General features: G+C 49.9%; 8 protein-coding genes. 3 read left to right on the top strand and 5 right to left on the bottom strand.

All coding sequences use genetic code 11. The annotated features are described in order from the left end of the window. The 3 genes from RT269_RS30265 to RT269_RS20825 all read left to right on the top strand — a co-directional run. Positions 1-101: AraC family transcriptional regulator (locus tag RT269_RS30265; protein ID WP_313185481.1), on the top strand; the 101-nt coding region annotated here is incomplete at its 5' end. A gap of 20 nt (positions 102-121) precedes the next feature. Beyond that, positions 122-889 (top strand): response regulator transcription factor, encoded by a 768-nt coding sequence (locus RT269_RS20830; RefSeq protein WP_313185479.1) that lies wholly within the window; start codon positions 122-124, stop codon positions 887-889. A gap of 140 nt (positions 890-1,029) precedes the next feature. Then, positions 1,030-2,751: a sensor histidine kinase gene (locus tag RT269_RS20825; RefSeq protein WP_313185477.1), complete on the top strand. Its 1,722-nt coding sequence runs from the start codon at positions 1,030-1,032 to the stop codon at positions 2,749-2,751. Here RT269_RS20825 and yiaK read toward each other — a convergent pair. From yiaK to RT269_RS20800, 5 genes are read right to left on the bottom strand one after another with little or no spacing between them, the layout of a single operon-like run. Further along, positions 2,741-3,757 carry a 3-dehydro-L-gulonate 2-dehydrogenase gene (gene yiaK, locus RT269_RS20820; protein ID WP_313185476.1) on the bottom strand — a complete coding sequence of 339 codons (1,017 nt, stop codon included), beginning with the start codon at positions 3,755-3,757 and terminating at the stop codon, positions 2,741-2,743. The genes RT269_RS20825 and yiaK overlap by 11 nt on opposite strands. A 1-nt stretch (position 3,758) precedes the next feature. Then, positions 3,759-4,580, bottom strand: a complete 822-nt coding sequence (locus RT269_RS20815; protein WP_313185474.1) for a sugar phosphate isomerase/epimerase family protein — start codon at positions 4,578-4,580, stop codon at positions 3,759-3,761. A 19-nt stretch (positions 4,581-4,599) separates the two neighbouring features. Next, complete coding sequence (locus RT269_RS20810) at positions 4,600-8,136, bottom strand: LamG-like jellyroll fold domain-containing protein (RefSeq protein WP_313185472.1); 3,537 nt, start codon at positions 8,134-8,136, stop codon at positions 4,600-4,602. 15 nt (positions 8,137-8,151) lie between these two features. Next, positions 8,152-9,021 carry a carbohydrate ABC transporter permease gene (locus tag RT269_RS20805; RefSeq protein WP_313185470.1) on the bottom strand — a complete coding sequence of 290 codons (870 nt, stop codon included), beginning with the start codon at positions 9,019-9,021 and terminating at the stop codon, positions 8,152-8,154. Further along, positions 9,002-9,901, bottom strand: a complete 900-nt coding sequence (locus RT269_RS20800; protein WP_313185468.1) for a carbohydrate ABC transporter permease — start codon at positions 9,899-9,901, stop codon at positions 9,002-9,004. Before RT269_RS20800 ends, RT269_RS20805 begins: the two co-directional genes overlap by 20 nt. Positions 9,902-9,933: the final 32 nt, after the last annotated feature.

The following is a 9,933-nucleotide window of genomic DNA, read 5'->3' as shown; positions in this document are numbered from 1 at the left end:
TCGTCGGCTATACGAACTCTAAAAATTTCTCCCGTGCTTTCCATAACTATTACCATATGACTCCCATGCAGTATCGTAAAAAAGGGAACAACCAAGATTAAAAATGAGGTGATCCAGTAATATGAAACCGCCTTGGAATCTGGTCATCGCCGATGATGAGCCGAATATCAGAAATAATCTCCAGCTCCTCTTTCCCTGGGAGGATCTTAATATCTCTGTTGTTTTTCTTGCCTCCAACGGCCAGGAGGTTTTGGATTATATGAAAAATAATCCGGTGGATATCATACTTGCGGATATCCAGATGCCCGTCATGGATGGACTGATGCTCACCCGTCTCTTAAAAGAGAAGTACAGCAATGTCACGATCGTCCTTCTGTCCGCTTTCGCCAATTTTGAATATGCCCGGTCAGCCCTGCGGTATGGCGCCTCAGCCTATTTGACGAAACCGGTCAGCTACACGGAACTGACGGATACCTTCTGCAGAATCACAAATTCTGACTTAGGGACTTCTCCTGTCTCAGCGGACAGCTTGCAGGATAGCCAGACGGAAAACGCCGCTGAGATATACAAAGGCTATTATAATGAGATTGTCAATCACATACAGGAATATGTGAAAGAGAATGTCAGCACTGCCAGTTTAATTGGGGCCGCCGAACTGACCGGCCTTTCTCCAAGCTATGTATCCACTATCTTTCACCGCTGTTTTGGAAAAACATTTTCTGATTATCTGACAGGGGCACGGATGAAGGAGGCGGCACAGCTTCTGGAGGAGGGAGGATCTATTCAGGAGGTTTCCTGGAAGGTCGGCTACAACAACCCTAAGAATTTTGTCCGGGCCTTTAAGCAGTATACCGGGGCAGATCCGGATCTGCTCAATCTCCGCAGATGAAGCCGCTGTTATAAAATAAGTAAATCCCCGATAAATTTAAATTGCTGAGCCCGTTGATATTCCGATAAATTACGGTTCCATACGATACCGCGATCCCTGCGAAAGCTATAAACCACTTTGATAAAGGAGGTTCTCCCTCTATGCGCCGCCGCTTTTTTGCAGAAAATATGGTACGAATGCTGACTCTGTCGCTGCTGCCTGTATTGTTTTTGACCCTTGTATTCTTTTCTGTCCTGCTTCCCACCGAAAAAAAATCCCTGGAGAGCGAGGCGGAGATCAACCTCTCCCTTCTCCAGGAAAATGTGGATTTACTCTTAAATGATTCCAACAAGGTTATGAATATGCTGTCCGTCCCTGCTTACTCCAACTCCAATTCCATTTATCAGATCCTTCGTTCGGAGCAATTGAAGTATCTTGATTTCGTCATCCTAAAGCAGGTGGCCGCGCAGCTCAATGCCATCGTCAATTCCAGGGATTACATCGACAGCATCTACGTTTATATCCCCAATGCCAAAGGCCGCTATTTAACGAATCAGGCCAATGTCTATGACATGGATTCCGGCCCGGACCAGAACTGGCTTTCCATATGTTCCGGGGACAGGGCTTACCGGGTCATCCGCAGAACCGCCAGTCTCTCTGCTTCTGCCTCCCGGGATTATTTAACCGTCATTCAGGAAAATTCAAAGGGCTACACAGTGGCGGTTAATATCGTCGTCTCCTATTTTAAGCGATTATTTACCAACTCATACCTCGAAAACGGACATGCCATCATCCTTTCCGACGGCAATAATCTTCTGTTTTCCAGCAACGCAGACATCAATGCCCTGGATTTGATTAACCGGCTGGAGGCGCTTCCGGACAGGGAGGGACTGATTCGTTTGGACAGCGATCTTATCATGCGCTCCCACTCCAGGAACAGCGGGCTGGATTTCCTCTCTGTGACACCGATTTCAATTGCCTACGCCAATATTTACCGGCTGATCACCATCACCTGTGTGACCGTATTTTTATGTGTTTTGATGTCTGTGATTGTCTCCTACCGCTATGCCATCAATGTCTCCGGCCACCTCTACGCTATTTTAGACTTAATGGATGCAGCCATCTCCCACAAGGAGCTCCCGGTCATCCGGCAGCGCAGCAATGATTTATACAGCCACATTCTGACTAATATGATCCAGACCTTTACGCAGAATGATTTTTTAAAGACTTCTTTAAATGAGCAGAAATTTCAGGCACTTTCCCTGGAGCTGTCGGCTTTGCAGTACCAAATCAACCCGCATTTTCTATCCAATACGCTTCAGATGATTGATTTTGAAATCCTTAAAAACGCCAGGAAACCAACCACGGCCAACGAGATGATTCAAGATTTATCCATTTTTCTGAAGTACAGCCTCCTTTCGCCCAAAGAGGATGTCACCATGGACCAGGAAATAGAGGCGACGACACACTACATGGCGCTCATGTCACACCGGTATGGCGGTCAGGTGGAGGTTCACTGGGAGGTGTCCCCGGATGTGTTAAGCTTACAGGTACCGAAGCTGATTCTCCAGCCCATGATAGAAAACTGTGTTACCCATGGGAATCACAATCAGGCGGATCAGCTGGACATCTTCATTCTCATCGCTGTCCGTGAGGAGCTCTTAACGATTCAGGTACGGGATACCGGAAATGGCGTCAGCCCGGAGCATTTGGAAGAGCTGCGGATGTCCCTCTCCGAATTTTCAGGCTTCCACGAAAAACACATTGGCCTGCAGAATTTATTCCGCCGTTTACAGCTTCGTTTTCCTGCAGACCAATGTCATATTACTCTGGACAGCCGGCCCGGAGAGGGCTTCTGTGTCACCATATATATTAAGCTTTAAGGGCCATAATTTCTTCCCAAACCCGTTCATCCACCGGAATCCCGTTCCTGCTGTTTTCTTCACGGTATTCCTCTGCCAGTTCACCTGTGTAGATGATTCGCCTGGTCCCCTCCGCTTTCTTAGAGGCCAGCAGATCCAATACCGCCTGTTCCACGATGGAAGCGGCAGTCTCTTCCGGCACCATTTTCTTGTAATCGATGGCAAGAAAGACCTGAGAAACGCCGTGCTCATCTCCTTCCAGCTTTCCTACCCCGGATACCGTGTTGCCCTCTGACAGGGCGCCCGCAAAAATATCCAGCATAAAGGACAGCGCCGCTCCTTTCCAGTACCCGGTGGGCAGGATGCGCTGGGACCGGATCACGCTGTCAGGGTCTTTTGTCAGGTTTCCGTCCATATCAAATCCGGCATCTATCTCCATCTGCCTGCCCCGGAGCCTGGCGAGTTCCAGCGCACCGTAAGAAAACTGTGACATCGCCATATCCGTAATTAAGTGGCCGCCCTTCCTTGGAAATGCCAGAACCAGGGGGTTGTTGCCGATTCTGGAATCCACTGCCCCCCAGGTAGGCATATTCGGTATGGTGTTCGTAAAGCAAACCGCCGCCATACCCGCATCGCATGCCTGATATCCGTAGGTGGCCGCCCGCATCCAGTGATTCGTATTCTTAAGGGCCACAAGCCCGATGCCGTACTGCCCAGCCAGCCGGATGGCTTCTCCCATGCAGAACCAGGCATTGGGAACTCCCAGGCCCAGCTGCCCATCCACACGCATGATTGCCCCGCTCCCGCTTACAATAACCGGATTCTGCTCCGGCTTTAAGATTCCGTCTTCTATATTTCTCACCAGTCTGACAAACCGGTTGATTCCGTGGGTATATACTCCCTCCAGAGAATTTCTTGTCATCTCATGGGCTGTCTTATCCGCCTTGTCCTCCGGGCAGCCGTATGCCAGGAGAACATTCTTTAAGTGCAGCCTGACCTCATCAAATGGTATTCTGATTACTCCCATCCTAATTCCTCCCTCTCATAAACGTTATAAAGCTGTCCATCTGCTCCTCAAAAGACACGCCGGCTGCCTCCCGGGCAAAGGGCGGCCATTCTGCGGACTTTTCCCATTCCAGCGAATAAAACCCTTCATAGCCATGCTTCTTTAACCAGTCCACCGTCTCGCCCACGGGAAGAAGTCCTTCCCCGATTCTGCTGTAAATACGGCCGTCTTCCACGGTGCACCTGATATCTTTTATATGGACATGGTAAATTCGCGTTCCAATCGCTCTCCAGGTTTCTTCTATGGATTCCCTTTCATCCCACGGATGGATGATATCGAGCAGAACCCCTATGGATGATGGTACTTCCTTCAACAGCGGTTCCAGACTCTTTCCTGATTTTCCTGAGTCATGAGTCTCAATCGCCAGCCTTACCGGGGATGTTCCCAGTTTTTCTGCGGCATACCGCAATCCTTCTGCGGCAACGGCGTCAGAGCGGTCTTTTTCCATGCCGGCCGGAACCTCTCCGAGAAAGATCCTGACACAGCCGGCTCCCATATATTCAGCGAGAGACACCATTTCCATCAATTGGTCCACATCGGCCCGGACCTTTTCCACGGTCCTCTGCCTGAATTTTGTATATGCTGTAATACAGGGAATCCCCAGGCCGGAAGCTTCAATGATTTTTTTTACCTCCGACACATAAGAGAAAGAACAGGAGGGAGATATGTGAATCTTATCGCGCCCCCTCAGTTCAATTCCGTCCAGGCCATATTGAACCGCGATCTCCACGGCCTGCCTCGCATCGAGGTTCTGTACGGACAGAGTTGTATAACTGATTTTCATAATATTGAAATGATCCTTTCTACAGTTTTATGATGTTGTTGGTTCTTGTGATTTCTTTCATCCGGCGCTCCGGGTCCAGCTCGATGTAGCAGCCTTCCAGATGTATCCCCCGGGTCCACAGGGGGATCTCCATCGTTTTCGGGTATAAGTCAGCCGGCGCCGGAATCGGCGGAATCTGGCTATACCGCAGTACCTCTCCGTGGGCATTTTTAAGAGTCAAAGTTGTCTCTGTACTCGCCGCCCCGCCGATGTTATGGACCTTTACCCTGATACAGTCTGGCTTTATCAGCACATCCTCCTGATCGATAGCCAGATCCGGCCTCTCCCAATAGTCCTCATCCTTCTCCAGCAGCTCCAGCGCCACATTCGTATAGCAGTCCGGCATAAATGTAATTTCCATACCCTGCAGCCACTCCAGGTTTCTTTCCAGTTCTTCTTCCTGCTCCATCACGCCCATATCAGGACCCATTCCCGTCTTCACCCGCCATCTGCCCGGCACAATATCTTCCATAATCATCTGCGCGGCAACCGGTTCGTCTGTTAAATTCCAGGCGGAAAGCCGGATCTCCCTTGCAGAGGCATAGGTCACCATGACCGCCACATCCGTCTCCTGGGAGGGCTTGAATTTCCAGCGGAAATAGTGACGCGGATATAAAGAAAACCTCTCATGCCCCACGCCTCCGATGCGGTCCTGCTGCATCAGTGCAATATCGATGACTCCCCGGTCCACCCACAGCTGCCCGTCGGTGTTGATATACTCACGCAGCGCAGCAGCCTTTAAAATATCTTCATATTGCGTAACCGCCAGCTCCTTAATATCCGCTCTGCCGCAGCGGTCCTGCTGCCTTTCATACAGAGCCGGTGCAATGGGACGGAGGTATTTTTCATCTCCGGTGAATTTCCATGCGGCGTAGAATAACGGCCATTCTCTGGTCCTCTCGTGAACCTGATCCTCATCCGTGGTCACATTTACAAGGACGTGAAGTCTCCCGTCGTGATAGTGGTCCATCATGGAATCCGCCATCTCAAGCACCAGCTTCTTAGCAGCCGGGGAACCATTGTAACGCACCAGCATGTAGGTCGGATGGAATACATGGAACGAATCAGAGGCGGAATAATCCCATGGAGCCTCCCGTGCAATCCTGGTTCCGGAGTAGTAACCGGGCAGCAGATGGCGGTGTCCTCTCTCATTATATCCGGTTACATATTGAAGTCCCCGGGCATTTTCCATAGCCCTCTCTATATATTTAGGCGATGCCGGAAACAGGGTAAGACACTGTCCCAGACACTGGATTCCCTCCTCCAGCGTGTGAAGCTGATCCGTCTGGATCGCACAGAGGCCATTGGCAAACATTCCCTGATCGTAGAACGCCTCCATCTCCAGAGCCAGTGATTCCGAAATCTTCTCCGGCATACAGCCAGCCAGTGCCGGACCCGGCCACCACGCAGTTAAATCACCGTCGTCGGAAAGGCCTCCTCCAAACTCCCCGTTGCCGATCTGACGCTTATCGATCCACCACCTGATATAGCGTTTTACATATCCCATATATTCTGTCTGACGCCACGCCCATAAAGGAATTCCGGAAGGGCAACCGGAGAGTTGGAATTCCGGGGGATTTGTTTTGAATTTATCATACCAGTACTCTCTGGCCAGCTTATGCTCCGGGCATACGCGAAGCAGGTCCGTGATGTCGGCATAAAACCGGTTGAACATGTTAAAATGCTTATTTGAGGGATTTTCTTCCACTAAATTAGAGTAATTGTCTTTCACCTGAATAAAACGGTCCCGGATGTGCTCCTGTTTTGCTTCCTCTGCGGACTTGTAGATCATCTCCATGGTGATTTCGGAAATCTCCCGGACCTCCACCGGATCTGACCAGGTAACAGATACATACATGGCCTTTCCATCCGGCAAAATCCGATCCCTGGTATCCAGCCAGAGATCCTTTTCTTTCCCCGGAAGCACTGCAAATGTAAAGCTCATAAGATTCCGGCTGATCCACAGGGGGTCTTTCACCTGAAGGTTGATGAGAAGGTATTCCCCCACAGCCGGTTTCCCATGGAAAGCCGGAAGATGAACCAGAAGGCCGTCGAACCCGCTGTCAGGACGCTGTATATAGGGAAGCATGAAATGGGCGATGGGAAGACGGCCCCGTCCGGAAGCTCTGCTGTGATCCGGCCCGCCTTTCTTTTCCGGGCCGCTTTCTCCTCTTATTTTCCCTGCCAGGCACGTTCTCTCATCCTCCATAAACCGCCCTGCCAGGAACTCCCTGATTTCATCAAATCCCTTTGTGCCGTCGCTTCCGTCATCCTCTGTAAACCAGAACTTCTCCCTGTACGTTCCCACAGGCGCCGCTCCCGGCTCCACCTCCAGCAGCGTGATATCGCCAATCGGCTCCTCAATCACATCATTGGTAAAGGTGATGCTCACATTTCTGACAGGCTCAGGCAGTCTCAAAACACTTCTTTCACAGGATTGTCTGTATGCGGAAAGCTGCTCTTCCATACGGCCATGAATCCGAAGCTGCCCCTGGGCGGAGCCTGACATCTCAATATGGTTAAAATACCGGTCAGATTCAGGCTCAAACGTAATCTCTTTTCCTGAAACCGAGTAGCAGTCCCAGTCCGGAAGCACGAAATAATCCGTACGCCCCGGAAGTCCCGACCGGTTGTAAACGCCGGGCCAGGTAGTCTCCCGGATGCCATCGCAGGCCTTCCACCACCAGCGCTTGTGATCCCAGGCGTCGTGGATTTCCACCTTGCGGACCGCTGTGGCTTTGTGTACCAACGGGGCCGGCATGGTCTCCGCGCCAAAGCCGCTGCGCTCCAGCCACTCTTCCCTCCACCGGTCTTCCTTTAAGCTTCTTATCACCGGCCCGTCAAGGCCAACCGGCTCACACCTGCTTAAACAGCCAATCTGTTTCTCATCCAGCATCCGGTCATAAACCATGATCTCATCGAAATCTCCGGTGCGCATGTAATTATAGCTGGACTGCACCTGCGCATTGCTTATAATACGGGAATGTGTTCCAAACTGATCGAGTCCGGCATAAAGAATTCCACTCTGATCCTTCTTCGCAGCCAGATTCCCATCGAGATAAAGACGGACCCCTACTGTCTCATCCCACGCAAATGCGACATGAAACCACTGGTCAGGCTCCGGTTCATGCTCAAATTCACAGGAAACCCTGATTCTGCTTAAATTGATATCCGTCACAAAGGCGTCAATCCCATGTCCATTATAGTCAATCCGCAGGAATAGCGCATCCCAGCTGCTGTGATCTGCAAAGGATACACGAAACAGCGGAAATTCCGTAGGGCCCAGCTCTGTCCGGCTCCGCCAGAAAAAGGAGAGCGTCCCTCTCTGGGAATACATATTTCCCGGCGCCCAGTAGGTAAAAAGCTGGGTGGGAAGGCACCGGAACGCCTTTCCCATCTTCCCGTCTTCGACGATATCTACGTCTTTATAGAAATTGGGAACCGGATTTCCACAGGCTTTTTCCGGAACACTCCCATTTTCTCCTGATAAATAAAATAATAATCCCTCTCTGTCCATGATAAAATCCTCCTGTCAGCCCTTTAAGCCGGATGTTGCGATTCCCTCCACAAAGTACTTTTGCGCACAGAAAAAAAGCAGAAACAGCGGGATGATGGAGCAGAGCGACATAGCCATGACCTCATTCCATTTGACTGCTTCCGTGGAAGCATCGATCGAAAGTCTAAGTCCTAAGGACAACGTAAACTTTTTTGGTGAATTGATAAATATAAACTGATTGTAAAAATCATTCCAGGTCCACAGGAACTGGAACAGCCCTGCCGAGAACAGCGCGGGCTTTAAGAGCGGCGCCAGGATATGGACCAGAATCTGCAGCGAACTGCAGCCGTCTATTTTGGCCGACTCATCAAGCGATGTTGGAACTCCCCGCAGAAACTGGATAATCATGAAGATAAAAAACGGATACACGGCAAACATCGCGGGAACCAGAAACGGGTTATAGCTGTCAAGCCAGCCTAAATTCTTAAAAAGCATAAAACGCGGGATGATGATAACCGTATTTGGCAGCATCAGCGTGGATACCAATACCGGAAACAGCATCTTCTTAAACGGGAAATCAAAACGGGCAAACCCGTAAGCTGCCAATGTACAGGAGATAACGGTGAACGCCACCACCGGAAGCACCATCTTAAATGTATTTAAGAAAAAATTTGTATATGTCACGACTCCTGTCGCCCCGCTCTTCCAGCCGTGAACGTAGTTCTCCAAATGCCAGACAGCAGGAAACAGCTTTGTAGATGTGAAAATTTCATTGGTGTCCTTGAATGAAGCAAATATCATAAATATGACCGGGTAAATCAGGGCGATTCCTATGATAATCAGGACCAGATGCCGGAACAGAGCGGTTTTTAAAACGTTCTTCATCTTACTTCGTACCTCCTTCATCTGCGTAATAGACCCAGGCATCGGATGATTTAAATACCAGCAGGGTCAGTATCAAAATTACCAGGAAAAGAATCCATGACTCTGCACAGGCATACCCCACCTTATAAAACCGGAAAGCGTCGTCATACAGCTTCATGCCGATGATATATGTCCGCTTCATGGGACCGCCGTTGGTGATGACGAAAGCCGAGGTGAAATTCTGCAGTGCCTGGATCGACTGCATAATCAGGTTGAAAAATATGACGGAGCTGATCTGCGGAAGGGTGATGTGGAGAAACTGCTTCCATTTTCCTCCTCCGTCAATGGCAGCCGCCTCATAGAGCTCTGAGGAAATTCCCTTGAGAGCCGCAAGGAAGATAACCATGGCGGAACCAAACTGCCAGACCTGCAAAAGACTGAGCGTAATAAGTGCCAGATCGGCGTCTGTCAGCCAGTTGAACGCTTTTATGCCGAATATTCCGAGAAAGTGATTAATCATTCCGTCTTTCATGAACATGACCCGCCAGAGTACGGACACAGCCACGCTTCCTCCAAGGATCGAGGGTAAATAATACAGACTGCGGTAGATTCCGATTCCCTTAATCTTTGCATTTAGAAGAACTGCGATAAACAGGGCGAAGACCAGCTTCAGCGGTACCGACAGCAGCGTGTAAAAGCCGGTGATCGTCATGGTGGAGAGGAACTGTTTATCCGTGGTAAACAGCGTGATATAGTTCTTCAGTCCTACAAATACAGGCTTGTTTAGCAGAGTGTAATACGTAAAGGAAGAGCAGAGAGACGCAATAAATGGATACAGCTGAAACAGCAGGAATCCAAACAGCCATGGGGCAATGTAGAAAAGGCCGGTATACCGCCCGTATTTATATCTTTTTAGAATCATTTGATAGACCTCCATTTTCAGAACCGGATTGC

Source organism: Lacrimispora sp. (assembly GCF_032078915.1).
Classification (GTDB): Bacteria; Bacillota; Clostridia; order Lachnospirales; family Lachnospiraceae; genus Lacrimispora.
This window is presented reverse-complemented; position numbering and strand designations above follow the sequence as displayed.

Coding starts and splice junctions, on each gene's coding strand:
- RT269_RS20830 (WP_313185479.1), top strand. CDS start 122: ATGAAACCGCCTTGGAATCTGGTCATCGCCGATGATGAGCCGAATATC.
- RT269_RS20825 (WP_313185477.1), top strand. CDS start 1,030: ATGCGCCGCCGCTTTTTTGCAGAAAATATGGTACGAATGCTGACTCTG.
- yiaK (WP_313185476.1), bottom strand. CDS start 3,757: ATGGGAGTAATCAGAATACCATTTGATGAGGTCAGGCTGCACTTAAAG.
- RT269_RS20815 (WP_313185474.1), bottom strand. CDS start 4,580: ATGAAAATCAGTTATACAACTCTGTCCGTACAGAACCTCGATGCGAGG.
- RT269_RS20810 (WP_313185472.1), bottom strand. CDS start 8,136: ATGGACAGAGAGGGATTATTATTTTATTTATCAGGAGAAAATGGGAGT.
- RT269_RS20805 (WP_313185470.1), bottom strand. CDS start 9,021: ATGAAGGAGGTACGAAGTAAGATGAAGAACGTTTTAAAAACCGCTCTG.
- RT269_RS20800 (WP_313185468.1), bottom strand. CDS start 9,901: ATGATTCTAAAAAGATATAAATACGGGCGGTATACCGGCCTTTTCTAC.